We start from the raw sequence: 26,642 nt of genomic DNA, 5'->3' as shown, positions 1-26,642 counted from the left end.
GGTCACCACAACTTAGCCGTTGCTTGCTCTGTTTATGTTCGAAAAGGCTGGTGAAAAAGGTACTGTGAACTCCTCGGTTCCTTTTATCGCCCTTTTTGGACATTCACTTAAAACATTTCCCTTCTCTTTTTGTCAAACCTATCCAAAATAAGGTATAATAGAAAGATGAATAAGGGTTATTTTATATATACGAATGAGCCGTCGAAATAAAACAGGGAAAGAAGGAGAGAGCATAAATGTATCAAGCGTTATACCGTGTTTGGCGACCACAAACGTTTGAAGATGTGGTGGGGCAAGAACATGTGACGAAAACTTTACAAAACGCTCTACTCCAACAGAAAACGAGTCATGCATATTTATTTTCTGGTCCAAGGGGAACAGGGAAAACAAGTGCGGCAAAAATATTAGCTAAAGCCGTCAATTGCCAAAAAATGCCGGTTGCAGAACCTTGTAATGAATGTCCCGCTTGTTTAGGGATTGCCGATGGATCAATACAAGATGTGATCGAGATTGATGCTGCTTCGAATAATGGTGTGGAAGAGATTCGCGATATTCGAGATAAAGTGAAATATGCACCTACATCTGTATCCTACAAAGTCTATATCATTGATGAGGTACATATGCTTTCTATGGGTGCTTTCAATGCCCTATTAAAGACTTTAGAAGAGCCGCCAAAGCATGTCATCTTTGTTCTGGCGACAACTGAACCCCATAGGATTCCTTTGACCATTATTTCCCGTTGTCAGCGTTTTGATTTTAAACGAATAACGGCGCAAGATATAGTTCAGAGAATGATCCATATTGCTACAGAATCAGGGTTACAGTTTGAAGAAAAGGCACTACATGTCATTGCTCAAGCCGCGAGCGGCGGGATGCGCGATGCCTTAAGCTTACTGGATCAGGCTATTTCTTTTAGCACCGATCGAGTGACAGTGGAGGATGCCTTAACGGTTACAGGATCTGTTTCCCAAAATTATTTGAATAAGCTTGTTCAGGCAATTCATGAAAAAGACGTTTCTGAATCCTTGACGATCCTTGAGAAATTGGTGTTGGAAGGGAAGGATCCCAGTCGCTTTATCGAAAACTTAATTTTATATTTCCGTGATCTTTTACTATATCAGACAGCCCCTACTCTTGAGGAATCATTGGAAAGGGCTACGTTGGATGATGACTTTATTGAGCTAGCCAAGACTATACAGTCAGACAAGATTTATGAATATATGGATGTGTTAAATAAGACACAACAAGATATGAAGTTTTCAGATCATGCTAAGACCTATTTGGAGGTTTGCATGGTGAAATTGTGTCAAACAAAGACACAAACTAATCTTGAACATCTAGATGGGGTGCAGGAATTACTTGCAAAAATTGATAAGCTTGAGAAGCAAGTGGAGGATTTAAAAGTAAATCGACCAGCTCAGGAAGAGCAGTCCCAAGCCCAACCAGCAAAAAAGCCGATGCGCACCAATAAAGGCTTTCAGGCAAATACAAGGAAAATTCGTGAAATATTGGGTGAAGCGACACGGGAAGATTTGAATACTATTAAGAGCCAATGGGGAAATCTCCTTGAGCAGCTTAATAATCGACAAATGCGATCACAGGCAGCTCTATTAATGGATGCAGAACCTGCTGCAGCCTCACCGACTGCCTTTGTTATAAAATTTAAATATGATATACATTGCAAAATGGCCATGGAAAACACGAAGTTTTTAGAAGTGACAGCAAGTCTTATAGAAGAAGTCATCGGAAAAAATCTCCAATTTGTAGGTGTACCTGAACCACAATGGCTAGAGATTCGTGAGGATTTTCTACAACATCAGGGTCATGAGCAAGACGAAGAAGGAGAAGAGACTCCAGATCCGCTTATTCAGGAAGCTGTAAAGCTAGTTGGAGAAGACTTAATTGAGGTTAAAAATTAATTTGAAGGGAATGGAAGCATATGCGTGGAATGGGAAATATGCAAGGTATGATGAAGCAAATGCAAAAGATGCAAAAGAAAATGGCTCAGGCTCAAGAGGAGCTAGGTGAAGAACAGATTGAAGGAACAGCTGGTGGTGGAATGGTCACTGTGGTTGTATCTGGTCATAAAGAAGTGCTGGAAGTTAATATTAAGGAAGAAGTCGTTGATCCAGAGGATATAGAAATGCTTCAAGATCTTGTTTTAGCTGCAGTAAATGAGGCAATGAAACAAGCGGATGAATTAACAAATCAGACGATGGGGCAATTTACTAAAGGAATCAACCTTCCTGGATTCTAGGAGGTTAACTGATTATGCATTATCCTGAACCAATATCCAAGCTGATTGACAGCTTTATGAAACTGCCGGGAATTGGGCCCAAAACAGCAGCCCGCCTGGCATTTTTCGTTTTAGATATGAAGGAAGATACGGTCCTGGACTTTGCCAAGGCACTTGTCAATGCAAAACGAGATCTAGGTTTCTGTTCTGTTTGTGGGCATATTACCGATCAGGATCCTTGTTATATTTGTCAAGATTCAAAGCGGGAACGAAGTGTTATCTGTGTTGTACAGGAATCAAGAGATGTGATTGCCATGGAAAAGATGAAGGAATATCATGGTTTATACCATGTTCTTCATGGCTCCATCTCGCCAATGGAGGGAATTGGGCCTGAAGATATTAATATTCCTGATTTATTAAAAAGACTTCAAGATGAAACAGTTCAAGAAGTGATCTTAGCAACGAATCCTAATATTGAGGGAGAGGCAACGGCTATGTATATTTCTCGTTTACTCAAGCCCTCGGGCATCACAGTCACACGAATTGCTCATGGACTTCCAGTTGGCGGCGATTTAGAATATGCAGATGAAGTAACGTTATCCAAAGCATTGGAGGGACGTAGAGAAGTGTAAGTTTTCTTTACGGATGCTCGCAGGATAGGAAGTGCTCGTGTAAACAAAACGACAGTACATCACGAACTTAGCCGGTGTTCTGGTTAATAACCCTGAACCTATACAGGGAAAATGCACCCTTTCTAGGTTCAGGAACATTTGTTTGTCGGGGCTGACCAAGGCGCTTGCGCTTTTGTTCCTGTTAAGGAAATTATAAAATTGTCGCTTGTGGATAACTGTTTGCGTTGCGGTTTGACATCCAGCTCCAGCGCTCAGCGACTAGCAAACTTTCGGTTTCTTCCTACGATAAGTCAACATCCATTCGCTTTCCAAGCTCATGGTGTTTCCTTTATCTCGTCAGAACCCTAAAAAGTTTGTACGTCGCTAAACGGGCGCTTGCGCTTTTGTTCTAAAGGACTCATTTTTAGAGGTGGCGTACATGTTTCAAAAGGAAAAGCTTCGGAAGGAATATGACCAAAAACTGATTGAGCTAATGGAAAGCTCAAAGCAGGATTGGATGTACTTTTCTCAATTAGAAGAGATGAGCTATGGGTATGATGAAGAACTACATCGGCTAGCTCTTCTCGCAAAATCAAAGTATTTTTTTCTATTCCAAGAAGCTAAAATAAGAAAAATCTCCATAAGATAATGGTTTTACAATAGGGATACACTTGTTTATAGGGGATGCTCATTTTACAGTTTTTTGAATAGCTTTTCATCGTTCTTTTTGGACAAACCTTACATATAATAATGGAAAGGATTGATTCCAGGGGGGAAAAGATGAGTCCAATCATAGTCATATCCATTGTTGCTGGAGTGATACTTCTGCTTGTAGTAGTGGGGTTGCCAACAAAGGTCTTTCGCTGGATGGGCCTATCGTTGATGAAACTTCTGATCGGCGCGTTATTTTTATTTTTTCTTAACGCCATCGGCAACCAATTTGGTTTAGCAGTCCCCATTAATTTCATTACATCTGCTATATCCGGCTTTCTAGGTTTGCCGGGAGTTGCCGCCCTAGCCATTATTCAGCTATGGATTTTTTGAAAAGTCCGTTCAAGGGGAACGGACTTTTTGTTGTTAAAAAGTGTTAAAATAAAGGATTGCTACTGCTTATCCTATGATTGGGAACCTATCTCAAACCCTATGCTTATCCGCTTCTGTACAGAATATTCCTATTTTATTTGTGGATGTACAGACACACGAAATGTTTTTGCCGCATATTAATAATTGTAATTGGATTAATGTTAGAAATTGTGTATACAAATAAGAAAAAGTGGCAAAACTAAATGCTACGGAGGTGGAGAAGTGGAAAAGTGTATTGTTTGTGAAAAACCTCAGAAGCATGGGATTCATTTATATACATCGTTTATTTGTACAGATTGCGAGAAAGCTATGGTACAAACGAGTACCCAAGATCCAACGTATCAATTTTATATTAAACAATTAAAAGTGATTAAAGAAAATAAGATTTATTCTTAAACCAGGGACAGGGGAGTGCCTGGTTTTTGTGTGCTTATGCATAGTATAATGAGGGAAAATAGAAGTGAGGTATAATCGGTGAATCAAGATCAGCTGCCACTGTATGAACGATTGCTACAATACAAACAAAATAGGCCCATTTCCTTTCATGTCCCAGGACATAAAAATGGTATTTTGTATGAAGGGGTCGATTCAGCCTTTGCCCAGATTGCCCAACTAGATGCAACTGAATTAACAGATTTAGATGATTTGCATGCTCCTGAAGGAGTGATTGCAAAGGCTCAAAGGTTATTAACAGATTTGTATCAATCTTGCCAAAGTTATTTTCTAGTAAATGGGACGACAGTTGGCAACTTAGCTATGATTCTAGCTTGCTGCCAAGCGGGAGATTATGTGTTAGTACAGCGTCATTGTCATCAATCGATTTTACATGGTTTACAACTAGCTAAGCTCAATCCAATTTTTATTGCTTCAAAAGTAAGGGAGGATGGAGAAATACAGCTCATGGTGGACACAGTGCAAAGGGCCTTTCAACAGTATCCATCCATTCGGGCTTGTATTTTTACTTATCCCGATTATTATGGACAGACATTTAATCTTCAAGCAATGATCGAAATTGCTCATCAAAATAATGCGCTTGTTTTAGTCGATGAAGCTCATGGGGCTCATTTTTGTTTAGAAGAACCTTTTCCTTCATCATCCCTTCGACTAGGGGCCGATCTTGTTGTTCATTCAGCCCATAAAACCTTACCGGCTTTTACAATGGGTTCATATTTACATATTAATAGCGATCATGTGCCGGTCAAAAAGGTAGAAAGATATTTAAAGATGCTTCAATCTAGTAGTCCGTCCTATTTAGTTATGGCCTCTTTAGATCTAGCTCGTCATTATGTATCCCATTTTTCAAAAGAAGATGTATATTATACCCAACAAAAGAATCAAGATTTTATAAAAAAATTAAAGCAGCTTTCAGGTATTCAAGTAATCGAAAGCGATGATCCTCTCAAAGTGATGGTTCGTCACACTGCTTTTTCTGGATATGAATTACAAACTAAATTTGAACAAGTCGGAGTATACCCTGAACTAGCAGATCCACAACAGATTCTACTTATTCTTCCTTTATTAAAAACTGGGACGGTGTATCCCTACGACCAAGCGCTACAACAATTACAAAGCTTATCCTGGACAAGTGGACAAGCACAAAACCAGCCCAAGCAAAATATACTGTGGCAAGAAAGCATAATGATCACAACGTTAGCCCTTTCTTATGAAGTAATGGAAAATTTGGAGGAAGAATGGGTAGAAATAGATGTGTCTGTTGGGAGAGTGGCATCACAGATGATTACGCCTTACCCTCCGGGAATCCCCCTTATTATGTTAGGAGAAAAAATAACGCAGACTCATGTTAAGCAACTAAAGAAGCTGATGAAATTTGGAGCAAGATTTCAAGGAGAGATGGATGCTCTGCGGAATGGGAAGTTAGCTGTTTTTCATTAATTGGGGTATCAGTATCAGAGGAGTCTAGAGACATTGATTTTAAAACGGTTGCTGACAATGCTATAATAGTAGAAGAGAAAGCTTTTGGAGGTCATTATGCACGGGACATTTATTACAACTGAGGGTCCAGAAGGGGCAGGAAAAACAACTATCATCCAAAAGATAGCCCAGGAATTAGAAGCAAGAGGATTGGATGTTATTTTAACAAGGGAGCCCGGAGGAATTCCCATAGCAGAGCGAATTCGCGAGATTATATTGGATCCAGAGAATCTTACAATGGATCCTAGAACAGAAGCCTTATTGTATGCTGCAGCAAGAAGACAGCATTTAGTAGAAAAAGTAATACCAGCTCTTCAAAGTGGGGCAATAGTGCTGTGTGATCGCTTTATAGACAGTTCACTTGCTTATCAGGGATATGCAAGAGGGATAGGAATGGACGAAATTTTATCGATTAATCAGTTTGCCATTCAAGAGCTGATGCCAGATCAAACCATTTATTTTGATATAGAGCCTGAGATTGGTTTAAAAAGGATTGAAACCAACAAGGGACGAGAAATAAATCGGCTTGATCTAGAAAAATTAGATTTTCATCGAATGGTGAGGCAAGGCTATAAACAACTATTACAGCGATTCCCCGAAAGAATCAAGGAAATAGACGCTTCTCAATCGAAAGAACAGGTATTTCTTCAAACTATGGAATTGGTGGAGAAGCTCATTAAAGCGAATGGCTAGTTGTTTTCAAATTATTCTTTAAAATGTTTTTATAAGCTAAGAGGATCGTGATATACTAGAGATAGTATTAATGCGTGTTCAAAAAGGAGGATAAAAAGGACCAAGTCGGCTAAAGGCGCTGACGTCCTGTCAGCAACACCGACGCTAGTACATCCTGTACGTCGAAAGTTCGAGGCGGCGCAGTCTTCGAGCAGCGGAGAAGCAAGCCAACGAGCTTCCACAGGATGTGGTGACTTCGACGTTCGACACAGGACGTGTCGGTAACTAGTCGAAGTTCCTTTATCTCGAAGTGTCATTTTTACCGGACTTTTTGAACATCCTCTATAATAATGAATGAAGGGGTGCATGCCGATGAAATTAATTATGGCTGTTGTACAAGACCAGGATAGCAATCGATTAATGAGTGCTTTAGTAGATAATAATTTTAGATCCACAAAATTGGCAACAACAGGCGGCTTTTTAAAATCGGGGAACACTACATTCATGATTGGTGTAGAAGATGTAAGAGTTAATAAATGTTTACAAATTATTCGGGATAACTGTAAATCTCGGGATCAATTAATGGCCCCGATCTCCCCAATGGGAGGAAATGCAGATTCCTATATCCCTTACCCAGTAGAAGTCTCTGTAGGCGGAGCGACCGTATTCGTCCTACCAATCGACCAATTCCATCAGTTCTAAAGAAAAGCGAAGGCGACTGTTTAGCTGCGTACAAACTTTTTAGGGGCCTGACGAGATAAAGGAAACACGGCGAAGAATGAGCCGATGTTGACTTATCGTAGGAGGGCACCGAAAGTTTGCTAGCAGCTAGGAGCCGGAGCTAGACAAAGAAAAGCGGAAGCACCCGTTTAGCGACGTACAAACTTTTATAATAAGGATGAACGACTAAAATCGCGCCGTCCTGGCGCAACGTCGTTCTGACCAACGTCCTGTTGGCCTGAGATAAAGGAAACACGGCGAAGAATGTGCCGATGTTGACTTATCGTAGGAAGAAGGCGTAAATTTGCTAGTCGCTAGGCGCCGCAGCTAGACAAAGAAAAGAGCAGGGCGGTTGATTAGGGGCGACAAGCAAATGTTCTGTAACCGAAGAAGGGTGATTTTTCCCTTCATCGGTTACAGGTTATTTGACCTCGAGCCCCTACCGCCCGCAGCTAGACGAAGAAAAGCGCAAGCACCCGTTTAGCGACGTACAAACTTTTATAATAAGGATGAACGACTAAAATCGCGCCGTCCTGGCGCAACGTCGTTCTGACCAACGTCCTGTTGGCCTGAGATAAAGGAAACACGGGAAGAATGAGCCGATGTTGACTTATCGTAGGAAGAAGGCGTAAATTTGCTAGTCGCTAGGCGCCGCAGCTAGACAAAGAAAAGCGGAGGGCGGTTGGTTAGGGGCGACAAGCAAATGTTCTGTAACCGAAGAAGGGTGATTTTTCCCTTCATCGGTTACAGGTTATTTGACCTCGAGTTCCTACCGCCTGTAACTGGACAAGGCGCCCGAAATAAAAAAGAACGGCTGAGGGCGCGACAATAATCACCACGCCGTTCTGACCTGAAGTACAAGTGAGTGGATAAAATGAATTGGCAAGATTTTGAACAAGAACAGCCCGTAGCGGCAAAGGTTTTAAAAAGTGGGATTGAGAAAAATCGTGTTGCCCATGCTTATTTATTCGAAGGTGAGCACGGGACAGGCAAGCGGGCAGCAAGTATGCTGGTCGCTCAAAGCCTTTTTTGTACAGAACTTGAGAATGGCCTTAATCCATGTGAACAATGTGTAAATTGCAAAAGAATTTTGAATGGGAATCATCCTGATGTTCATATCGTTGAACCGGATGGTTTGTCCATTAAAATAGATCAAATTCGTTCGTTACGAGCGGAATTTAATAAAACAGGATTAGAATCGAAAAAGAAATTTTATATCATTATAGATGCAGAGAAAATGACAAATTCGGCGGCTAATAGTTTATTAAAATTTTTAGAAGAACCTCATGTGCAAACAACGGCTATTCTTTTAACAGAACAGCCTCAGCAAATGTTGCCGACAATTATTTCTCGTTGCCAAACGATCACCTTCCAATCACTTCCTGCCAATGTGGTGGTGGAAAAGTTGATATCTTTAGGGGTTCATCCTACGAAAGCCCCTCTATTATCAGCAATGACAAATCAGGTACAAGAAGCTCTTGACCTTGATCATGATGATTGGTTTGCACAAGCACGAAATAAAGTGTTAAAATTATATGAAGTCCTGAAGCAGAATCCGTTATATGCGATGACGTCCTTACAAAATGAATGGAACGGTCATTTTAAGGAGCGGGCACAAATGGATATGGGACTGGATCTATTATTATTTATCTACAAGGATATACTGTATATACAATTGGGGAAAGAAGAGCAATTGATCTATCCTGATCAACAGAAAAAGTTGGCGGGAGATGCTTTACAAACTTCTGCGGGGAGACTGTCTGAACAAATGATGGCAATATTGGAAGCGAAACAAATGCTACAGGCAAATATGAATCCTCAGCTGTTAATGGAACAGTTGGTGTTAAAATTGCAGGGGGGACCTTCTTTTGTATAATGTGATTGGTGTCCGGTTTAAAAAGGCCGGTAAAATATATTATTTCGACCCAGGGGATTTCTCGATTACGAAAGACAATTATGTGATCGTTGAGACAACTCGAGGAGTTGAATTTGGCAAGGCTGTCACCGAACCGAAGCAGGTAAGTGAACATGACGTTGTATTGCCTTTAAAAAAGGTGATCCGGCTTGCAGACCAAAAAGATCAAATGAGTGTGGAAGAAAATAGGCTGGAAGCAGAAGAGGCCCATCAAATTTGTTCCGACAAAATCGTGGAGCATCGCTTAGCGATGAAGCTAGTGGATGTTGAATTCACATTTGATCGTAATAAGGTGATTTTTTACTTTACAGCCGATGGCAGAATCGATTTTCGTGACCTCGTAAAGGATTTAGCAGCTATTTTTAAAACAAGAATAGAGCTAAGACAAATTGGTGTCCGTGATGAGGCGAAAATGTTAGGGGGCATTGGGCCATGTGGTCGAATGCTATGTTGTTCAACCTTTTTGGGAGATTTTGAACCCGTTTCTATAAAAATGGCCAAGGACCAAAACCTCTCTTTAAATCCATCAAAAATATCTGGACTTTGTGGTAGATTGATGTGCTGTTTGAAATATGAAAACGATGAATATGAAGCAGCTAAAGCTGAATTGCCCGATATTGGTGAAACCATTAAAACTCCGGATGGACCTGGCAAAGTCATAGGATTAAATATGTTAGAACGTTTAATTCAGATTGATTTGTTTGGACAGGAAAGACAATTGGAGTATACATTGGAAGAAGTTAAGAAGGGCTCATCATCTATCCCGGCCACGGAATAATTGGGGTGAGAATGTATGGATAAAAAGGAGTTATTTGACTCAGTCAGTAGCATGGAAATGCAGATTGGGGAGTTATACCAGCAATTAGGAGAACTCAAACAATATTTAGCTCATTTAATTGAAGAAAACCATGCCTTAAAAATAGAGAATGACCATTTGCGAAAGCATATGGAGGGGGAAACCCAAAAAGTCTCCAACCCCGAAGAATCTGAAGAAAAGCCGGGAAAAACGGTATATGATAAAATATCCGAGATCGGCGAGGGGTATGATAACCTCGCTAGAATCTATCAAGAAGGCTTCCATATTTGCAACATTCACTTTGGTAGTCCCCGCCGGGATGAAGATTGTTTATTCTGCTTATCTTTCTTAAATAAAAAATAATAGGCCATCTATATGTCCGAGCCCTCCTCCTTTGTGGGGAGGGCTCTTTTAAAAAGGAGCATCTCAAAAAACAAGAACATTGCCTTTTTGGGACAGCCTCGTGAACATTTGCTTGTCGCCGATAGGCGGGCACCTTGTGCCTTTTAAATGCTAGGTAAGAAAGTATAAAAATTGGCTAGTGTTTGGATCTAGCTCCAGCGCCTAGCCCCGAGAAACTCACAGGATGTGAGTTCATCGGCATTGCGCCAGGACGGCGCGTTCTTAGCCGATGTACTGCCTATAACCTGAGCCAATAAAAGTCAAAACCGGACTTTTATTGGCTCAGAACATTTGCTTGTCGGGGCTGACCAAGGCGCTTGCGCTTTTCTTACTATTATGGAGGAAAAGAACGATCATGGTTGAATTATTCGAGGATGAACGATTAGATTATTTGTTAGCAGAAGAATTGCAGATTATCCAGAGTCCTTCTGTTTTTGCCTTTTCGCTTGATGCTGTTTTGCTTGCTAACTTTACCTATTTGCCAATTCAAAAAGGGAAAATTATCGACTTATGTAGTGGGAATGGGGTGATCCCTCTCTTACTAATTAATCGGACCAAGGCGGAAATAATGGGTGTTGAGATTCAAGAACGCTTATATAATATGGCAAAGAGAAGTATGATATTGAATCAATTGGATAGTAAAATTAAAATGATTCATGGAGATTTGAAGGACATGCCTTCTCGATTAGGTGCTAATCAGTTTGAGCTTGTTACTTGTAATCCTCCCTATTTTTCATCGAAATCCCCCGAGATACAGAATCAAAATGAACATTTAGCGATTGCTAGACATGAACTTTATTGTACTTTAGAGGATGTTGTTAAAAGTAGCAGCCAACTCCTTAAACAAGGAGGCAAAGTTTCTTTTGTTCACCGACCTGAAAGATTAATGGATTTATTCATGCATATGCGAAACTATCGTCTTGAGCCGAAAAGGCTTCGATTTGTTTACCCTAAAGAAGGTAAAGAAGCGAACACGATTTTAGTTGAAGGGATCAAAGATGGACGTCCCGGCCTTAAAGTTCTCTCCCCTCTATTTGTGTATAATCAACAAAATGAATATAACGAAGAAGTGAGAGCCATGTTATATGGAAATAAATAACCATTATTTTTACGTATTAGAATGCCGAGATGGTTCTTATTATGGTGGATATACGATTAATCCTGAACGAAGAGTAGAACAACATAATAGTGGCAAGGGAGCTAAATATACGCGAGCGAGAAGACCTGTAAAAATGATCTACTCAGCGGAATATGAGCAAAAAAGTGCAGCACTGCGTGCAGAGTATGCTTTTAAGCAGTTAACACGTAAACAGAAGGAAAAGTTTTTAATGGAAATGAGTGATGAGGGGTTTGCAGATACAGAAGAGTTTTTCAAAAGGAATGAATAATGGAATTTTATATTTAATCCCTACCCCAATTGGTAATCTGGAAGATATGACCTTTCGTGCAATTCGTATTTTAAAGGAAGTAGATTTAATTGCAGCCGAGGATACTCGGAATACGAAAAAGTTATGCCATTATTATGAGATTTCTACGGGATTAGTCAGTTATCATGAACATAATAAGGAAGCTAGTGGGAGAGAATTAATAAAAAAATTGGAGGCTGGTCATACTCTCGCTTTGGTGAGTGATGCTGGCACACCTTGCATCTCTGATCCTGGTTATGAACTTGTGAAACAAGCAATTCAAGCCAAAATACCAGTGGTCCCTTTGCCTGGTGCCAACGCTGCAGTTACGGCTTTGATTGCTTCTGGAATCACACCTCAGCCATTTTACTTCTATGGCTTTTTGCCAAGGGGGAAAAAGGAAAAAAAAGCCGAACTGGAGATTTTGCGTAATCAAGAAGCTGCCGTTATTTTCTACGAGGCCCCCCATCGTTTAAAAGAAACATTGAAACAAATGAAAGAGGTCTTTGGAACTCGTCATATTGTTCTGTGCCGGGAGCTGACGAAAAAGTTTGAGGAATTTCTAAGAGGTTCCATAGAGGAAGCCATTGAATGGACAGAGAAACAAGAAGTTCGTGGTGAATTTTGCCTAATTATTGAGCCAGGAGAGGCAAAGAAGCAAGAAATAGAAGAACGATGGTGGAGCGCAATGGATATGCAAAATCATGTACAATACTATATAGATGAGAAAGGTCTTTCTTCAAAGGAGGCAATCAAACTGACCGCAAAGGACAGACAAATGCCGAAACGCGAAGTCTATCAAGCCTATCATGTTGAGAGGTAAGGAGCATTCCGTAGAAGAGTCCAAGAAAAAAGACACCCCTGAAATAAAACAAGTGGTGTCTTCCTCAGTTTCCTTCTTTTATTTGCAGAAGGTATTTTGGATATCCTTAACTAATTGCTCTGCTCCTTCAGGACTCAGAACAAGTTTCCCATTAGCAAAGCTTTTGTTTTCATCTGAAACGGTACCTGTGATTTCACAGGCCATACTAGGTTTGTATTTTTTTAAAATAATACGATCAGTATCTACATAGATTTCGAGCGAATCTCTAATATCAATGTCTAAATTACGGCGGAGTTCAATTGGAATCACGACACGCCCAAGCTCATCGACCTTTCGAACAATACCTGTAGATTTCATGCTCATTCCCCCTGAAAGGCATAGATCAATTATAAAATTCGGGACTTTTATACTTTTTAATAGGTAAAAATGTTACTTTTATCATACCAACTATCCTTTGTATAGTCAATAAGCTAGGAGAATAGGATGAGGAATTTTCGAAAGTTGCGAAAAAGGTCTTTTTCACGTATATTTTGGAGATAGAAAAGGTTATGATGCAAAAAAGGTGGTTTAAGTATAACGAGCGTAAATCAAGATTTAGAGGGCGTTTTCATCCACGTTGCAGCAAACTGATCAATGCGGAAGTGGATAAGAATCGACCAAAGAACATAGGAAATCGTGACATAAGTCGATTTTCCTATTTTTAGACACATGTACCTTTTTTAAAAAAACGTTGGAGGCGACTAAAGTGGGAGAAAAGGCAAATACATTTTATATTACCACCCCTATTTATTATCCAAGCGGGAATTTACATATAGGCCATGCATATACAACAGTGGCTGGGGATGCCATGGCTCGCTATAAAAGATTGCGTGGCTATGATGTTATGTATTTGACGGGAACGGATGAACATGGGCAAAAGATTCAACGTAAGGCAAAGGAATTAGGTCTTACACCACAGGAATATGTAGATGGCATTGTGAAAGGAATCAAAGAATTGTGGGAGAAGCTGGATATTTCCTATGATGACTTTATTCGTACAACTGAAACACGCCATAAAGAAGTAGTGGAAAAGATATTTCAAAAATTGCTTGATCAGGATGATATTTATCTTGATGTATATGAGGGCTGGTATTGTACCCCATGTGAATCCTTTTTTACGGAGCGCCAATTGGATCATGGAAATTGCCCAGATTGTGGACGACCAGTTGAAAAGGTGAAAGAAGAATCGTATTTCTTTAAAATGAGTAAATATGTCGATCGACTTTTAGCATTTTATGAAGAAAACCCTGATTTTATCCAACCTGATTCTCGTAAAAATGAAATGATTAATAATTTTATTAAACCAGGGCTAGAAGATTTGGCTGTTTCCCGTACAACATTTGACTGGGGAGTGAAAGTACCTGGAAATCCGAAACATGTCATCTATGTTTGGATTGATGCATTAACGAATTATATTACCGCTCTAGGCTATGGCACGGAAGAAGATACGAAATATCAAAAATACTGGCCGGCAGATGTTCATCTTGTCGGAAAAGAGATTGTTCGTTTTCATACAATTTATTGGCCAATTATGCTAATGGCTCTAGATTTGCCACTACCTAAGAAAGTTTTTGCTCATGGTTGGCTATTAATGAAAGATGGAAAAATGTCTAAATCGAAAGGGAATGTAGTTGATCCCGTTACATTAATTGATCGCTACGGGTTAGATGCTTTACGTTACTATTTATTAAGAGAAGTGCCATTTGGAGCAGACGGGGTGTTCACACCTGAAGGGTTCGTAGAACGAATTAATTTTGACTTGGCCAATGATCTTGGGAATTTATTAAACCGTACGATCGCGATGATCAATAAATATTTTGATGGAGTGATTCCAACTTATCAAGGTTCGGTCACACCATTTGATGACAGCCTACGAGTGGCAAATGAAACAACGGTGCAAAAATATGATGAAGCAATGGAAAAAATGGAGTTTTCAATTGCGTTATCTTCCGTTTGGCAGTTGATTAGCCGTACTAATAAATATATTGATGAAACAGAGCCATGGAAACTGGCTAAGGCAGAAGAGAAGAGAGATGAATTAGCGAGTGTAATGGTCCATTTGGCCGATACATTAAGAAGAGTAGCGATATTGCTAAAACCATTCTTAACAAAAACGCCTGAAAAGATTTTAAGCCAGTTAAATGTAATGACCGACGATCTAACGTCGTGGGAGAGCTTAGTGAACTTTGGTCAAATACCAGAAGGCGTAACGGTTGTGAAAAAGGGCGAACCGATCTTCCCTCGTTTAGATATGGAAGAGGAAATTAGCTTTATTAAAGTGAAGATGCAAGGGGGGGATACCGCGCCAACCGAGCAAAAGGAAGAAGAGAATGAGGAAGAAGTACAACATTTACCAGAAATCACGATAGATGATTTTAAAAAGGTTGAATTGCGGGTTGCAGAAGTAACAGCATGTGAGCCTGTTAAAAAAGCAAATAAATTATTAAAGCTACAACTTGATCTGGGTTACGAAACTCGCCAAGTTGTATCAGGAATTGCGGAACATTACAAACCTGAGGAATTAGTAGGTAGAAAGGTAATCGTTGTGGCAAACCTGAAACCAGTGAAATTACGAGGTGAATTATCACAGGGGATGATTTTGGCAGGAGAGAAAAATGGAAAATTGGCGCTTGCTTCAGTGGCTGATTCACTTGAAAAAGGCGCAATTGTAAACTAATTGTAATATTATGTTCATAGAGAAAAAGCTTTGAGATACAATAACATAGAGAGCAATGGGCAAAAACCGTATTTTTCTCCATAACTCTCTATGTTCTTTTTTGTAATGTAAATGTTAATCAATTGATATAAAAGTTATAAGATTTTGGAGTATACTCTATAAAGGAGTTTTAGTCATGTTATTTGATACACATTGTCATGTAAATGATGAACAGTTTGCGGGAGACTTTGAAGCAACCATGGAAAGAGCGAATGCTGCAGGTGTTCAATATATGGTTGTAGTCGGGTTTGATCGCCCAACCATTGAGAAAGCACTTGATATTGTTGATCGATATGATCATGTTTATGCAAGTGTTGGCTGGCATCCGGTTGATGCTATAGATATGCAAGAAGAAGATCTTATCTGGCTCGAAGAGGTTGCAGCACATCCAAAGGTTGTTGCACTTGGAGAAATGGGCTTGGACTACCACTGGGATAAGTCCCCAAAGGAAGTTCAGAAGGAAGTATTTCGTAAGCAAATTACATTGGCAAAGAAATTACATTTGCCGATCATTATTCATAACCGAGAAGCCACAGAAGATATTATTACCATTTTAAGAGAAGAAGAAGCAGAACAAGTGGGCGGAATTATGCATTGTTTTAGTGGAAGCCCAGAGACTGCCGGAGAATGTTTGGCGATGAACTTTTACATTTCTCTTGGTGGGCCCGTTACGTTTAAAAACGCAAAGAAGCCTAAAGATGTAGCAGTACAAGTGCCAATGGATCGTTTATTGGTGGAAACGGATTGTCCATACTTGGCGCCTCACCCTTATAGAGGGAAGAGAAATGAGCCTGCCTATGTAAAGTTAGTAGCAGAGCAAATTGCGGAATTAAAAGGTTTGAGTTTACAAGAGGTTGCGCAACAAACAACAAACAATGCAAAAAAAATATTCGGCATTGACTGATAAAAAATGATAAAAAGAAATAATAGAGACCAACAAGCTATTGGCTAGGACGGCGTGAACTTTAGTGGATGTTCTACTTAATAAGTTGAACCAAAGAAGGGTAAAAGGGCGCCTTTCTTTGTCTCAAAACATTTGCTTGTCGCCGATAGGGACACCTTGTGCATTTTGGAAATACCCGTTTATTCTACAAACTTTGCCCCTTTATATAAAGGAATTGTCGAGAACTTTCTCTTTCTTTTTCAAATCTATCTGTGCATAATAGGTTTTACCTTATGAAAGAGAGAGGGGGTTGACAATTACACACCTTTGTGTGAAACTCTCGAAGAAGAAGGAGGAGTGCTTTGATGAATGCAACACCTAAAAAAATTTTTACTTTTTCATCAATGACACGTAAGAAATTAGGCATGTTAATTGCTAGTTTCATTGTTTTTTCGGCTACTTTGAGCATACTTACGTATGAGGGGACAAAGAAAACTGTGGCCCTTACAATAGACGGGGAGGAAATGACAGTTAAAACCCATGCTAGTACCGTGGGAGATATTCTAGATGAGCTTGAAGTTCCAGTAAAAGATACGGATTACTTATCTCATTCGAAGGATACAGCTGTAAAAGACCATCTTAAGGTGGTATGGGAAAAAACAAAGCGAGTCGCTGTGAAGATTGATGATGAAGAGACTGTATACTGGACAACAGCTGAAACAGTAGATGATTTCTTGGATGAAGAGAAAATTGAAGTCAATGAACACGATGAAATTAACTTTTCTATGCAGGATGCTATACAAGATCAGTTGGAGCTAAATATAGATCGCGCCTTTCTTTTAACTCTTCAAAATGGGAAGAAGAAGGAAGACGTTTGGACTACTTCGACTACGGTCGCTGACCTTTTAAAGCAACAAGACATTGAGCTTGGTGATTTGGACCGTGTAGAACCGAATTTAAAAGAAGACGTGGAACCTGAATCAGTTGTTAAAATTACCCGCGTTGAAAAGGTCACCGATGTGGTGGAAGAGTCTATTGATTATGCGCTTGTAACCAAAAAGGATTCGGATCTGGAGCAAGGGACTGAAAAGGTTGTTCAAGATGGAAAAGAAGGTCTCTTGAAAAAGGAATATGAAGTAATAAAAGAAAATGGCAAAGAAGTAAAACGTAAGCTCGTGACAGAGGAAACTGTGAGTGATAGTCAAGACAAGATTGTGGCTGTGGGAACGAAAGTGTTAGTTGCGCAGGTGTCACGCGGCAAAGAAAGTAATGTTACTTCTACAACAAGCAACAGCGCTTCCAACAGCACTCCAGAAAAAAGTGCTACGAAAAAAGAAGCTACAAATGAAGAAGCTGCTGCCCCACAAGAGGGAAATGAGATTACGATGAGCGCAACAGCATATACAGCTGGCTGCAATGGTTGTTCTGGTGTCACGGCTACAGGAATCGATTTGAAATCAAATCCCAATGCAAAAGTCGTTGCTGTTGATCCGAGTGTCATTCCCCTGGGCTCTAAAGTATGGGTAGAGGGTTATGGGCATGCAATTGCAGGTGACACGGGTGGTGCAATCAAAGGAAATCGTATTGATTTATTTGTCCCAGATAAAGATCAAGCCTATCGCTTTGGACGGAAAAACGTGAAAGTACGGGTATTGAATTAAATAGATCTAATGAGCAGAGAATTGATTTCTCTGCTTTTTCATGTTAAGAAATTATTTTCTTAACATTTTTGTCCTTTTTGGAAAGGAAAGTTATAATTTAAAAAGCAATTCTTTTAAATAAGACGATTATCTTTTGTTCCACTGGCATGATCCAAAAGATAATCGTCAGGAAGATAGGGGAAAACTATCTTACTATATAAGACGTATTAGAATCAAAAACGTTTCACTTTTTTGGAGGAAAAATGAAAATAAAAGAAATAATTGTTGTAGAAGGTAAAGATGATACCCGAGCTATCCATAAATCAGTTGATGCAGATACGATTGAAACGAATGGTTCTGCTGTAACTCGAGAAACGATTGAGAAGATTAGACATGCACAAGAGGTAAGGGGTGTAATTGTTTTAACTGATCCCGATTTTCCAGGTGAAAAGATACGAAAAATCATTTCTGAACAAGTGCCAGGTTGTAAACATGCTTTTATTGAGAAGCAAAAGGCCATCGCTCATAATGGAAAAGGCCTCGGCGTGGAGCATGCTTCCGTAGAAGTGATCCAGGAGGCATTAAGAGAGGCGCAGTCAATGTTAGAGGAGCAACCAGAGGTCATTACCAAAGGGGATCTCCTAGCAGCGGGCTTGATCGGGGAGCCAAGATCAAAAGAACGAAGAGATAAATTGGGCCGATTATTAAAAATTGGTTATACAAACGGAAAACAGCTTCACAAACGTTTAAGAATGTTTCAAATTACAAAAGGTGATTTTGAACAGACACTGGAGCGGATTTTTCAAGAGGAGCGGACATAATGCAAAAGGATATTGCTACTCCGATACGGACGAAGGAAATTTTAAATAAATATGGTTTTTCATTTAAAAAGAGTTTGGGACAGAATTTCTTAATTGACCCAAATATTTTAAGAAACATTACCGAGGTAGCTGGTTTAACAAAGCATTCAGGTGCTATAGAAATTGGCCCAGGGATTGGCGCTTTAACTGAGCATTTAGCGAGAACGAGCAAAAAAGTCCTGGCATTTGAAATTGATGGGCGTCTGCTGCCGATTCTGGAAGATACGTTATCTCCTTATGCAAATGTTGAAATTCTCCATCAAGACGTGCTAAAGTCCAATCTGAAGGCTGTCATTGCGGAGAAATTTGCAGAGATACAAGATCTCATGGTTGTAGCGAATCTGCCTTATTATGTAACGACACCAATTATTATGAAGATATTGGAAGAGCAGCTTCCTTTACGGGGGATCGTTGCTATGTTGCAAAAGGAAGTGGCTGACCGAATTGCGGCAAAGCCAGGGACAAAAGAATATGGTTCTTTATCGATTGCCATCCAATATTACACAATACCTGAAACGGTGATGATTGTTCCTAAAACGGTTTTTATGCCGCAACCGAATGTGGATTCCGCTGTGATCCGCTTGATCAAAAGAACACAGCCAGTTGTTCAAGTATTGAACGAAGAATTCTTTTTTGATGTCATACGTAAATCTTTTGCACAAAGGCGTAAAACAATTTTAAATAACTTATCAAGTGGATTTGGAAAAGATAAAAAGGAATGTATTCTAACTGCTTTGCATAAAACAGATATTGACCCTAAAAGACGTGGTGAAACACTCACAATCGAGGAGTTTGGGAAATTAAGTGATTCCTTATGGGCGTTTGTTAACCCAAATAGTTGATTCGTTACATGCACGTGGCAAGCAAACCGTGCATAGCCTAATAGATAACGAATGCTTATTTTTTGGAGTTGACGACTGTGGTAGAAGTCAATATGATTGTGGGTCGCGCGTCTTATAAATGTGACATTATTTTTAGAGTAACAGATATCATTGAGGTAGACGGGAAAAAGGTTGCTATTTTATATGGAGAAGATTATCGGCTAATCGCAGATGCACCGCTTACCGATCTTCTTCCAATGGATGAGTCGGACCGATTGAAAAGATCGACAACTGTTCGCTCGCTTGAAGATCAATCCTTGGAGTTATTTCGGCAAGATCTAGACTTATTAATGCATGAGCAGGAGTTTAGAGCGACACAAGGATATCGCCAGGATTTTCAGTATTTCCAATTGCCAGGACGTATTCTCCATCTCGATGGAGATCGTTCCTATTTAGAAAAATGTCTGCATTTATATGAGGAAATAGGGGTCACCGTATATGGTGTTCACTGTAATGAAAAGGAAATGCATCATCAGATAGGAGATTTATTGGATTACTATCGCCCGGATGTTCTAGTCATTACTGGACATGATGCTTATTCTAAAGCTAAAGGAAAAAAAGTTGATTTAAATGCTTATCGGCATTCAAAATTTTTTGTTGAAACAGTGAAAGAGGCTAGAAAAAAGGTACCAAGTCTTGATCAATTAGTTATCTTTGCAGGGGCTTGCCAATCTCATTTTGAATCGCTTATACATGCTGGAGCTAATTTTGCTAGTTCACCACAACGGGTCAATATACATGCATTAGACCCTGTCTATATTGTAGCTAAAATTTGTTATACCCCTTTTATGGAAAGGATCAATGTCTGGGATGTTTTACGCAATACTTTAACAGGTGAAAAGGGAATTGGTGGAATTGAAACAAAAGGTGTGTTGCGAACTGGAATGCCTTATAAGCCTGTTGTAGATGAATAACTTTTTTAGCAGGGATGTTTCAGATGGATGAACAAGGGATAGGTAGACCCACGCTGTGTGGGCCTCCGTCCACATATCTCTGCCGTTTTGACCAACAGCGTGTAGCCTCCACTTAGCAAATTGCCTGAAGTGGGGGACTTTTAAACATTTCCTTAATGCCATCCACCCGTTTTTCACAATATCGAGGAATTTTCCTCTTCAAACGCCATTTTACCCCCTTTTAATCGGTATACTTACCCAGAATAAAGTTTTTACATAACTTTTGAAATTAGGTCCATACTAAAAATGTAGGAAAATGGGCGATATTGTAGATAAAAAAGTGTTGACAACTCAATGTAAAGACTGTTAAAATTAATGATTTATTTGACCATTTTTTCATCTTGTGTTATAATGAACATTAGTGAGGTGGAATCAATGCCAAAAACATTAGCAAGCATTAAACGATCTCTTGATTCAAATTTAGGAAGAAGATTAATGTTAAAAGCCAATGGCGGCCGCAGAAAGACAATTGAACGTTCTGGGGTTTTGGCAGAAACTTATCCATCGGTTTTTGTCATCGAATTAGATCAAGAGGAAAATTCATTTGAACGTGTTTCCTATAGCTATGCAGATGTACTTACTGAAACAGTTGAACTAACATTTTTTGAGGATACAGTGGGAAATTTAGCACTAGGACAGCAGTAAACAATATTGTTTACTGTTGTTTTTTTATTGTTAAGGAAACTATAAAATTGTCGCTTGTGGATAAGTTGTAATTTTGAGTTTCGTTGTCTAGCTCCAGGCGCCATCGGCTCGAGGTCAAATAACCTGAGCCAATGAAAGGCAAAGAACGCCTTTCTTTGTCTCAGAACATTTGCTTGCTGAGATACCACTACTATCCAGGATAAAATTCTTTCTCGATGTTCACAATATAAAGGCGGGTAAAGGAGGAGTTTGTTTTGGGTCGTAGAAAAGGGATCATGTCTGATCAGATGAAAGAAGAGTTGGCAAAAGAACTGGGATTTTATGATGTTGTCCAGAAAGAAGGATGGGGCGGAATAAAGGCCAGGGATGCAGGGAATATGGTGAAAAGAGCCATTGAAATTGCTGAACAACAAGTTTCTAATAAACCTGATAATTTGTGATCTGAGCAACCTTGAAACAAAATACAAATTCCCGCAGCCGGAGCCATGTGCTTCGGCTTTCTTTATCATTTAGAGAATGAATGACCCGTCAACAGAAAGAGAAGTTCAAAAGTCCCTTCTTAATTTATGTTATGTTAAAATAAAGTATCTAGCGTCCTACGCCACAATTTGGTATGATTTATTTTATGCAAATGAACGTAGAAGTGATAGCGTGATTCTTCCCTATGAGGTAAGAAGGTATTTAAGTTTGGTGAATGCTGGATCTAACTCCAGCGTTATACTAAGGTGCCTTGCGCTTTTCAATAAACAGACGGGAAAATAAGCAGGTGAATTTCATGTTGATAAAAGCACCAGCAAAAATTAATTTATCCCTTGATATACTAGGTAAACGATCAGATGGATATCATGAGATCGAAATGGTCATGACGACCATTGATTTAGCTGACCGCTTAGAGTTGGTTTTATTAGAAGAAGATCGAATTGAAGTGGCGTCACAAAGTCGCTATGTTCCAGATGATCAACGAAATTTAGCTTATCAAGCGGCTAATTTGCTGAAAAAGAGATTTCAAATTCAACAGGGTGTAAAAATTTCAATTGATAAGGCAATACCTGTAGCTGCTGGACTAGCTGGTGGAAGCAGTGATGCAGCGGCTACTCTTAAAGGGCTTAATCAAATTTGGGGTCTTCATCTTTCGACCGATGAATTGGCTAAGATCGGTTCCGAAATTGGTTCGGATGTTTCCTTCTGTGTACATGGAGGGACGGCATTAGCGCAAGGCAGAGGAGAGAAAATCTCACCTCTCCCACCCCCCCCTAATTGTTGGGTTATTTTAGCTAAACCAGAAATAGGTGTTTCCACAGCAGAAATATATAAGAACGTGAACATGAAAAATGTTGTTCATCCAAATACGAAAGGCATGATAGCGGCTTTGAATGAGCAATCCTATGAGGGGATTTGTAACCAATTAGGAAACGCACTCGAAGACGTTACATTGAAAATGTATCCAGAAGTGGCTTTGATTAAAGAGCAAATGGAGAAATTCGGAGCAGATGCCGTATTGATGAGTGGGAGCGGTCCTACCGTCTTTGGCCTTGTCCAGCATGATTCAAGGCTTCATAGAGTGTATAATGGTTTGCGCGGATTTTGTAGTCAAGTTTTTGCCGTACGATTATTAGGGCATAAGTAAAAAATATCGAAAATTAGATTACCTAAAACAAGTTAAATCTTGTTTGTATCCGTACGATCATGTATATTTGTTATATGATTATTCGTATTTTTAAAAAAGATGGAAAAGTAACACCAGACTAACTAGTATTTAATTAGCTCAATGCTTAGTAAGCCTTGGGTTCCATCCTATGGACAAGTCAACATTTTATTTTGCTGCTGGCGTTTGCTCCAGAGACGTGCTGCTGTGTATTTCGTAGCTATAGTGTTTTCCTGACATAGAACCCAAAAGTTTTCACTTCTAAGTAGGTATCTGCTTTTCCAATTGTGCAGGAGGGTAAAGAATGAAATTTCGTCGCAGTGAGCGATTGGTAGATATGACTTACTATTTAATGAATCATCCACGGGAGCTTGTGTCATTGACCCACTTTTCAGGTTTATATCAGGCTGCAAAGTCTTCTATCAGTGAGGATTTGGTGATTATAAAAGAGACCTTTGAAAATAGAGGAATTGGTACTCTCCAAACTGTGTCTGGAGCTGCTGGTGGGGTTAAGTTTATTCCGAAAATCAAACAAGAGGAAGCGGAGAAATTTATTCAACATTTATGTGAGTCCATTGCAGACCCCGATCGCTTGCTTCCTGGTGGTTATCTATATATGACCGACTTATTAGGGGATTCGCAAATTTTAAATGAAGTAGGAAAGTTGATGGCATCAGCTGTATCGGATTTAAATATTGATGTGGTGATGACAGTAGCGACAAAGGGTATTCCGATTGCTCAGGCCGTTGCCCATCATTTAAACGTCCCTTTTATTATGGTTAGAAGAGACAATAAGGTAACAGAAGGTTCAACTGTGAGTATTAACTATGTTTCCGGATCATCCAAACGTATTCAAATGATGTCACTTTCAAAGCGTAGCCTAAAGGAAGGGTCGCGTGTTTTAATCGTTGATGATTTCATGAAAGCAGGAGGAACGATTAATGGAATGGTTGATCTTCTCAAAGAGTTCAATGCAACGGTCGCTGGAATTGGCGTGCTAGTGGAATCAGAGTATCAAGAGGAACGATTGGTTAACAAGTATATATCTCTTGCTAAGTTGGCAAATGTCGATGTGAAGGAAAAGAAAATCACTGTCACAAAGGGGAATTACTTCTCTGGACAAGTGGATTTTTTATAAAAATAATAAAGAGTTCCATTTTATATAGGGAAAGGGAGAGGATTCATTATGAAAATTGTATCGACTAATCAGGCACCTGTAGCAATTGGTCCTTATTCACAAGGGATCGTTGCGAATCAACTGTTTTATAGTTCAGGTCAAATCCCTTTGACTCCGGAGGGGGAAATTGTTGCTGGTGGAGTTGTGGAACAGACTCATCAGGTCTTCCGGAATCTTCAAGCCGTATTAGAAGAAGCAGGCGCATCGTTGGAGACAGTTATAAAAGCGACTGTTTTTATTCAAAACATGGATCACTTTACGACGATTAATGAGGTGTATGGGGATTATTTTTCATCTCATAAGCCAGCCCGTTCTTGTGTAGAAGTCGCAAGACTCCCGAAGGATGTATTGCTAGAAATTGAAGTGATTGCTCAAGTAAAATAGGGTTCGCCCCTTCTTCTTCCGTCTTCTTTAATAAATAAGTTTACAAATTTTAAAAAAATTTGGGCTATAAAGAAGGAGATTCAAAATTTATGTTGAATACATACGTATGTCGATCTTGGGAGAAGAAGGTGGTGAGCACAATGGAAGTAACCGACGTGAGACTACGACGTGTAAACACGGAAGGTAGAATGAGAGCGATTGCATCGATCACTCTAGATGAAGAATTCGTCGTACACGACATACGTGTTATTGACGGTAATAACGGATTATTTGTGGCAATGCCAAGCAAGCGCACTCCAGATGGAGAATTTCGGGATATTGCTCATCCGATCAATTCGAGTACTCGCAGCAAAATCCAGGATGCCGTATTGGCTGAATACCATCGTTTAGGAGAAGTTGGAGAACCAGAATTGGAAGAAGCTGGAGCCTCTTAAACAGATAAATTTTGATTGGTGAACCCTGCCTTTGTGCAGGGTTTTTGTTTCGTTGATAAGGACTATGGTCACCAGTTTCGTGCTAAATCCCCTTCCAAATTTCCCCTATTTCTGCTAATCTCTTTCTTATTTCCCCAATCATGATTATACTAAACATATTGTGTTATTTTTTAGAGGAAGTTCAAAAAGTCCGGTAAAAATGACACTTCGACGTTCGACACGCGCAAGTTTAGTTGACTTGTTTCTCCGTTCCTTGGAAAAGAAAACTGCTTTTCCTTCGTGCGAATTGGTCCTTTTTATCCTCTTTTTTGAACGCGTACTTTTAATAGAAAGTATTGGATTTCTTGAAAAATACTAGTAGATAAGATATATTCAATAATGGAAAAAAGGTTATTGGAGGTCCGTTTATGGCGAATAGATTTGCTGTAATTCTTGCAGCAGGACTCGGGACCCGAATGAAGTCGAAATTTTATAAAGTACTTCATCCGGTTTGTGGAAAACCGATGGTAGAACATATTGTAGATAATATTGCGAAGCTTCAAGTAAGGAAAACGGTGACCGTTGTTGGACATGGGGCAGAGCTTGTACAGACACAGTTAAAAGATCGAAGTGAATTTGTGATTCAGGAACAACAGCTTGGCACAGCTCATGCTGTGATGCAGGCCAAAGAGTTATTGAAGGATAAAGAAGGGACCACGCTCGTCATTTGCGGCGATACCCCTCTTATTAGTACAGATACTTTAGAATCATTATTCGCAGCACATGATCAGCAACAAGCAAAGGCAACGATTTTAACTGCCTATGCAGAGGATCCAACAGGATACGGCAGAGTCATCCGCAATCATACAGGCCAAGTTGAAAAGATTGTAGAACATAAAGATGCCAATGAAGAAGAAAGAAATGTAAAAGAAATTAACACGGGAATGTTTTGCTTTGATAATCATGCTTTATTTGCAGCGCTTGAAGAGGTTTCGAATGATAATTCCCAAGGCGAGTATTACTTAACAGATGTCATTGAAATATTGAAGGCTAAGAATGAAGTTGTTTCAGCTTTCCAAACAAATGATTTCAATGAAACAATGGGTATTAATGATCGTTTGGCCCTTTCACGGGCAGAGAAGATTATGAGAACAAGAATTAATGAAAAACATATGGCAAATGGTGTGACAATCGTGGATCCTGCTAATACGTATATTGATACGGATGTGGAAATTGGGATGGATACCATTGTTCATCCTGGAACGGTGATAAAAGGACAGACTGTGATTGGGGATGATTGTCAAATTGGGCCAAATAGTGAGTTAGAAAATGCTATCGTTGGTTCTAATACGAACATTCGTCAATCGGTTGTTCATGATAGCTCGATTGGCTCTCATGTTAATATTGGTCCTTACGCACATATCCGACCACAATCAACCATTCATGATGAAGTGAAGATCGGAAATTTTGTTGAGCTTAAAAAGGTTGACTTTGGTAAGGGAAGCAAGGCTTCACACTTAAGCTATATTGGTGATGCTGAAGTGGGTTCTAATGTGAATCTAGGTTGTGGGTCTATCACAGTAAATTATGATGGTAAGAACAAATTTTTAACAAAAATTGAAGACGATGTTTTTGTTGGGTGTAACTCGAATCTTGTCGCTCCTGTCACGATTAAGAAGAATTCCTATATCGCCGCAGGTTCTACTATTACAGATGATGTACCTGAAAAGGCCTTATCGATTGCACGTGCTAGACAGGTTAATAAAGAAGACTATGTCAAGAAACTAAATTTGGATAAATAATTGGAGGC

29 protein-coding genes are annotated in these 26,642 nt (G+C 39.6%); 28 read left to right on the top strand and 1 reads right to left on the bottom strand.

The window, feature by feature from the left end:
- The first annotated feature begins 236 nt into the window (after window positions 1-236).
- The 15 genes from dnaX (at window position 237) to rsmI (ending at window position 12,596) form a co-directional block, all read left to right on the top strand.
- Window positions 237-1,919, top strand: coding sequence for a DNA polymerase III subunit gamma/tau (dnaX, locus tag IPU53_RS21240; RefSeq protein ID WP_207453005.1), 1,683 nt, complete (start codon window positions 237-239; stop codon window positions 1,917-1,919).
- Window positions 1,920-1,939: 20 nt separating this feature from the next.
- Window positions 1,940-2,257, top strand: a complete 318-nt coding sequence (locus IPU53_RS21235; protein WP_207453004.1) for a YbaB/EbfC family nucleoid-associated protein — start codon at window positions 1,940-1,942, stop codon at window positions 2,255-2,257.
- 14 nt (window positions 2,258-2,271) lie between these two features.
- Window positions 2,272-2,868: a recombination mediator RecR gene (recR, locus tag IPU53_RS21230; protein ID WP_207453003.1), complete on the top strand. Its 597-nt coding sequence runs from the start codon at window positions 2,272-2,274 to the stop codon at window positions 2,866-2,868.
- A gap of 418 nt (window positions 2,869-3,286) precedes the next feature.
- A complete protein-coding gene (locus IPU53_RS21225; RefSeq protein WP_207453002.1) occupies window positions 3,287-3,496 on the top strand; it encodes a YaaL family protein in 210 nt (69 codons plus the stop codon).
- Window positions 3,497-3,627: 131 nt separating this feature from the next.
- Entirely contained in the window at window positions 3,628-3,891 is a 264-nt protein-coding gene (locus IPU53_RS21220) for a pro-sigmaK processing inhibitor BofA family protein (protein ID WP_207453001.1), read from the top strand.
- A 261-nt stretch (window positions 3,892-4,152) separates the two neighbouring features.
- On the top strand, window positions 4,153-4,326 hold the full coding sequence (locus tag IPU53_RS21215; protein ID WP_158323735.1) for a sigma factor G inhibitor Gin: 174 nt from the start codon (window positions 4,153-4,155) through the stop codon (window positions 4,324-4,326).
- 78 nt (window positions 4,327-4,404) lie between these two features.
- Window positions 4,405-5,823 carry an aminotransferase class I/II-fold pyridoxal phosphate-dependent enzyme gene (locus IPU53_RS21210; protein ID WP_207453000.1) on the top strand — a complete coding sequence of 473 codons (1,419 nt, stop codon included), beginning with the start codon at window positions 4,405-4,407 and terminating at the stop codon, window positions 5,821-5,823.
- Between the two features lie 96 nt (window positions 5,824-5,919).
- Window positions 5,920-6,555 (top strand): dTMP kinase, encoded by a 636-nt coding sequence (gene tmk / locus IPU53_RS21205; RefSeq protein ID WP_207452999.1) that lies wholly within the window; start codon window positions 5,920-5,922, stop codon window positions 6,553-6,555.
- Between the two features lie 351 nt (window positions 6,556-6,906).
- Window positions 6,907-7,236: a cyclic-di-AMP receptor gene (locus IPU53_RS21200; RefSeq protein ID WP_057987735.1), complete on the top strand. Its 330-nt coding sequence runs from the start codon at window positions 6,907-6,909 to the stop codon at window positions 7,234-7,236.
- An 892-nt stretch (window positions 7,237-8,128) separates the two neighbouring features.
- Window positions 8,129-9,130, top strand: a complete 1,002-nt coding sequence (holB, locus tag IPU53_RS21195) for a DNA polymerase III subunit delta' (RefSeq protein WP_207452998.1) — start codon at window positions 8,129-8,131, stop codon at window positions 9,128-9,130.
- A complete protein-coding gene (locus tag IPU53_RS21190) occupies window positions 9,123-9,947 on the top strand; it encodes a PSP1 domain-containing protein (protein WP_207452997.1) in 825 nt (274 codons plus the stop codon). The genes holB and IPU53_RS21190 overlap by 8 nt, the downstream gene beginning before the upstream one ends.
- Before the next feature lie 15 nt (window positions 9,948-9,962).
- Window positions 9,963-10,328 carry a DNA replication initiation control protein YabA gene (yabA, locus tag IPU53_RS21185; RefSeq protein ID WP_207452996.1) on the top strand — a complete coding sequence of 122 codons (366 nt, stop codon included), beginning with the start codon at window positions 9,963-9,965 and terminating at the stop codon, window positions 10,326-10,328.
- Between the two features lie 394 nt (window positions 10,329-10,722).
- A complete protein-coding gene (locus IPU53_RS21180) occupies window positions 10,723-11,466 on the top strand; it encodes a tRNA1(Val) (adenine(37)-N6)-methyltransferase (RefSeq protein WP_207452995.1) in 744 nt (247 codons plus the stop codon).
- Complete coding sequence (locus tag IPU53_RS21175; protein WP_207452994.1) at window positions 11,453-11,755, top strand: GIY-YIG nuclease family protein; 303 nt, start codon at window positions 11,453-11,455, stop codon at window positions 11,753-11,755. Before IPU53_RS21180 ends, IPU53_RS21175 begins: the two co-directional genes overlap by 14 nt.
- Window positions 11,709-12,596 (top strand): 16S rRNA (cytidine(1402)-2'-O)-methyltransferase, encoded by an 888-nt coding sequence (rsmI, locus tag IPU53_RS21170; RefSeq protein ID WP_396019970.1) that lies wholly within the window; start codon window positions 11,709-11,711, stop codon window positions 12,594-12,596. Before IPU53_RS21175 ends, rsmI begins: the two co-directional genes overlap by 47 nt.
- A gap of 78 nt (window positions 12,597-12,674) precedes the next feature.
- Here the strand turns inward: rsmI and IPU53_RS21165 are convergent, their stop codons facing one another.
- Window positions 12,675-12,953, bottom strand: coding sequence for an AbrB/MazE/SpoVT family DNA-binding domain-containing protein (locus tag IPU53_RS21165; RefSeq protein ID WP_278253320.1), 279 nt, complete (start codon window positions 12,951-12,953; stop codon window positions 12,675-12,677).
- Between the two features lie 331 nt (window positions 12,954-13,284).
- On the opposite strand from IPU53_RS21165, the gene metG reads away from it, so the two are divergent.
- The 13 genes from metG (at window position 13,285) to glmU (ending at window position 26,634) form a co-directional block, all read left to right on the top strand.
- On the top strand, window positions 13,285-15,312 hold the full coding sequence (gene metG, locus IPU53_RS21160; RefSeq protein ID WP_207453017.1) for a methionine--tRNA ligase: 2,028 nt from the start codon (window positions 13,285-13,287) through the stop codon (window positions 15,310-15,312).
- Between the two features lie 175 nt (window positions 15,313-15,487).
- On the top strand, window positions 15,488-16,255 hold the full coding sequence (locus tag IPU53_RS21155; RefSeq protein WP_207452991.1) for a TatD family hydrolase: 768 nt from the start codon (window positions 15,488-15,490) through the stop codon (window positions 16,253-16,255).
- A gap of 344 nt (window positions 16,256-16,599) precedes the next feature.
- On the top strand, window positions 16,600-17,895 hold the full coding sequence (locus IPU53_RS21150) for a G5 and 3D domain-containing protein (protein ID WP_207452990.1): 1,296 nt from the start codon (window positions 16,600-16,602) through the stop codon (window positions 17,893-17,895).
- Between the two features lie 242 nt (window positions 17,896-18,137).
- The gene (rnmV, locus tag IPU53_RS21145) at window positions 18,138-18,695 is read left to right on the top strand and encodes a ribonuclease M5 (protein WP_207452989.1); all 558 of its coding nucleotides are present in this window, start codon (window positions 18,138-18,140) and stop codon (window positions 18,693-18,695) included.
- Window positions 18,695-19,576, top strand: a complete 882-nt coding sequence (rsmA, locus tag IPU53_RS21140; RefSeq protein WP_207452988.1) for a 16S rRNA (adenine(1518)-N(6)/adenine(1519)-N(6))-dimethyltransferase RsmA — start codon at window positions 18,695-18,697, stop codon at window positions 19,574-19,576. The genes rnmV and rsmA overlap by 1 nt, the downstream gene beginning before the upstream one ends.
- Window positions 19,577-19,668: 92 nt before the next feature.
- Window positions 19,669-20,529 (top strand): sporulation peptidase YabG, encoded by an 861-nt coding sequence (gene yabG / locus IPU53_RS21135; RefSeq protein ID WP_207453016.1) that lies wholly within the window; start codon window positions 19,669-19,671, stop codon window positions 20,527-20,529.
- Between the two features lie 414 nt (window positions 20,530-20,943).
- Window positions 20,944-21,213: a biofilm formation stimulator Veg gene (veg, locus tag IPU53_RS21130; protein WP_207452987.1), complete on the top strand. Its 270-nt coding sequence runs from the start codon at window positions 20,944-20,946 to the stop codon at window positions 21,211-21,213.
- A gap of 254 nt (window positions 21,214-21,467) precedes the next feature.
- Window positions 21,468-21,653, top strand: coding sequence for a small, acid-soluble spore protein, alpha/beta type (locus IPU53_RS21125; protein WP_207452986.1), 186 nt, complete (start codon window positions 21,468-21,470; stop codon window positions 21,651-21,653).
- 335 nt (window positions 21,654-21,988) lie between these two features.
- Window positions 21,989-22,840, top strand: coding sequence for a 4-(cytidine 5'-diphospho)-2-C-methyl-D-erythritol kinase (ispE, locus tag IPU53_RS21120; RefSeq protein WP_207452985.1), 852 nt, complete (start codon window positions 21,989-21,991; stop codon window positions 22,838-22,840).
- A gap of 322 nt (window positions 22,841-23,162) precedes the next feature.
- On the top strand, window positions 23,163-23,996 hold the full coding sequence (gene purR / locus IPU53_RS21115) for a pur operon repressor (RefSeq protein WP_207452984.1): 834 nt from the start codon (window positions 23,163-23,165) through the stop codon (window positions 23,994-23,996).
- A 48-nt stretch (window positions 23,997-24,044) separates the two neighbouring features.
- Entirely contained in the window at window positions 24,045-24,419 is a 375-nt protein-coding gene (locus tag IPU53_RS21110) for a RidA family protein (protein ID WP_207452983.1), read from the top strand.
- A gap of 140 nt (window positions 24,420-24,559) precedes the next feature.
- The gene (spoVG, locus tag IPU53_RS21105; RefSeq protein ID WP_207453015.1) at window positions 24,560-24,853 is read left to right on the top strand and encodes a septation regulator SpoVG; all 294 of its coding nucleotides are present in this window, start codon (window positions 24,560-24,562) and stop codon (window positions 24,851-24,853) included.
- Between the two features lie 407 nt (window positions 24,854-25,260).
- Entirely contained in the window at window positions 25,261-26,634 is a 1,374-nt protein-coding gene (glmU, locus tag IPU53_RS21100; protein ID WP_207452982.1) for a bifunctional UDP-N-acetylglucosamine diphosphorylase/glucosamine-1-phosphate N-acetyltransferase GlmU, read from the top strand.
- The last annotated feature ends 8 nt before the right edge of the window (window positions 26,635-26,642 follow it).

The organism is Bacillus sp. SD088 (assembly GCF_017355205.1).
Classification (GTDB): domain Bacteria; phylum Bacillota; class Bacilli; order Bacillales; family Bacillaceae_C; genus Lederbergia.
The sequence above is the reverse complement of the archived record's forward strand: the minus strand, read 5'-3'. Positions and strand labels throughout refer to the sequence as shown.

Bases quoted from the DNA above. Each gene is read 5' to 3' on its own strand.
- dnaX (WP_207453005.1), top strand. From the start codon at position 237: ATGTATCAAGCGTTATACCGTGTTTGGCGACCACAAACGTTTGAAGAT.
- IPU53_RS21235 (WP_207453004.1), top strand. From the start codon at position 1,940: ATGCGTGGAATGGGAAATATGCAAGGTATGATGAAGCAAATGCAAAAG.
- recR (WP_207453003.1), top strand. From the start codon at position 2,272: ATGCATTATCCTGAACCAATATCCAAGCTGATTGACAGCTTTATGAAA.
- IPU53_RS21225 (WP_207453002.1), top strand. From the start codon at position 3,287: ATGTTTCAAAAGGAAAAGCTTCGGAAGGAATATGACCAAAAACTGATT.
- IPU53_RS21220 (WP_207453001.1), top strand. From the start codon at position 3,628: ATGAGTCCAATCATAGTCATATCCATTGTTGCTGGAGTGATACTTCTG.
- tmk (WP_207452999.1), top strand. From the start codon at position 5,920: ATGCACGGGACATTTATTACAACTGAGGGTCCAGAAGGGGCAGGAAAA.
- IPU53_RS21200 (WP_057987735.1), top strand. From the start codon at position 6,907: ATGAAATTAATTATGGCTGTTGTACAAGACCAGGATAGCAATCGATTA.
- holB (WP_207452998.1), top strand. From the start codon at position 8,129: ATGAATTGGCAAGATTTTGAACAAGAACAGCCCGTAGCGGCAAAGGTT.
- yabA (WP_207452996.1), top strand. From the start codon at position 9,963: ATGGATAAAAAGGAGTTATTTGACTCAGTCAGTAGCATGGAAATGCAG.
- IPU53_RS21180 (WP_207452995.1), top strand. From the start codon at position 10,723: ATGGTTGAATTATTCGAGGATGAACGATTAGATTATTTGTTAGCAGAA.
- IPU53_RS21175 (WP_207452994.1), top strand. From the start codon at position 11,453: ATGGAAATAAATAACCATTATTTTTACGTATTAGAATGCCGAGATGGT.
- rsmI (WP_396019970.1), top strand. From the start codon at position 11,709: ATGAGGGGTTTGCAGATACAGAAGAGTTTTTCAAAAGGAATGAATAAT.
- IPU53_RS21165 (WP_278253320.1), bottom strand. From the start codon at position 12,953: ATGAAATCTACAGGTATTGTTCGAAAGGTCGATGAGCTTGGGCGTGTC.
- IPU53_RS21155 (WP_207452991.1), top strand. From the start codon at position 15,488: ATGTTATTTGATACACATTGTCATGTAAATGATGAACAGTTTGCGGGA.
- IPU53_RS21150 (WP_207452990.1), top strand. From the start codon at position 16,600: ATGAATGCAACACCTAAAAAAATTTTTACTTTTTCATCAATGACACGT.
- rnmV (WP_207452989.1), top strand. From the start codon at position 18,138: ATGAAAATAAAAGAAATAATTGTTGTAGAAGGTAAAGATGATACCCGA.
- rsmA (WP_207452988.1), top strand. From the start codon at position 18,695: ATGCAAAAGGATATTGCTACTCCGATACGGACGAAGGAAATTTTAAAT.
- yabG (WP_207453016.1), top strand. From the start codon at position 19,669: ATGATTGTGGGTCGCGCGTCTTATAAATGTGACATTATTTTTAGAGTA.
- veg (WP_207452987.1), top strand. From the start codon at position 20,944: ATGCCAAAAACATTAGCAAGCATTAAACGATCTCTTGATTCAAATTTA.
- ispE (WP_207452985.1), top strand. From the start codon at position 21,989: ATGTTGATAAAAGCACCAGCAAAAATTAATTTATCCCTTGATATACTA.
- purR (WP_207452984.1), top strand. From the start codon at position 23,163: ATGAAATTTCGTCGCAGTGAGCGATTGGTAGATATGACTTACTATTTA.
- IPU53_RS21110 (WP_207452983.1), top strand. From the start codon at position 24,045: ATGAAAATTGTATCGACTAATCAGGCACCTGTAGCAATTGGTCCTTAT.
- spoVG (WP_207453015.1), top strand. From the start codon at position 24,560: ATGGAAGTAACCGACGTGAGACTACGACGTGTAAACACGGAAGGTAGA.
- glmU (WP_207452982.1), top strand. From the start codon at position 25,261: ATGGCGAATAGATTTGCTGTAATTCTTGCAGCAGGACTCGGGACCCGA.